We start from the raw sequence: 658 nt of genomic DNA, 5'->3' as shown, positions 1-658 counted from the left end.
ATCGTAGAGCTTGTCGGAAATGTCGGTGGTGAAGGTGCCTTTCCCGACATATTTGTGCGTGGCCGTGTTGATGATGTAGGGCACGCCATCAACGCCGGGCCGAATGCCGGCGTAGAGCAGGGGAGCGCTGGCGCAGATAGTCTCGTCGCCAATCACCGTGACCGATGTACTGTCCTCGCCACGCTTCAGGCTTTTGGCTTTCGCTTGCGCCGCATTGTCCGCTTCATCCGGCGAGGWAAACTGATGTGACACGCACTTAGAGCAAGAGCGGTGTACGAATGTCCGCGTTCTGCGAGACGCCACCGACTGAATCTCCACGAATTTGGGGCAAGTCGTCAACACTGGCGACAGCGACTTCCCTATTAATCCAAATCCGCTATTGAAGATTTTATCTCACTGGTTTGCCTGAAGCCCAAATCTTAGATCAATCCCAACTTTGTGGCCAACGCAGTCGACTGCGGGAGAGTTACGGTCTTAAGTTTCCGTCGAATGCTCTTCATATGAAAATTCACAGTATGGTGTGTCATGTTCTCAAGGAGCGCTATCTCCTGGGTCGTTTTTCCTTCGGCGGCCCATTTTAGAACCATGGACTGTCGTGCCGTCATTTCTATAGCCGGTGATCTGATCGATGCGGCCTCGGTCGCCTCCACGCACATGT

1 protein-coding gene and 1 pseudogene are annotated in these 658 nt (G+C 53.6%); both read right to left on the bottom strand.

What is annotated here, in order from left to right; genetic code table 11:
* Positions 1–252: pseudogene (locus tag AB4Z23_RS27705) on the bottom strand (phage late control D family protein); the annotation flags it as partial.
* A 167-nt stretch (positions 253–419) separates the two neighbouring features.
* Complete coding sequence (locus AB4Z23_RS27700) at positions 420–605, bottom strand: helix-turn-helix transcriptional regulator (protein ID WP_441361207.1); 186 nt, start codon at positions 603–605, stop codon at positions 420–422.
* Positions 606–658 lie beyond the last annotated feature (53 nt).

This window comes from Agrobacterium sp. MCAB5 (assembly GCF_052114365.1).
In the GTDB taxonomy this organism is placed as follows: domain Bacteria; phylum Pseudomonadota; class Alphaproteobacteria; order Rhizobiales; family Rhizobiaceae; genus Agrobacterium; species Agrobacterium tumefaciens.
The sequence above is the reverse complement of the archived record's forward strand: the minus strand, read 5'-3'. Positions and strand labels throughout refer to the sequence as shown.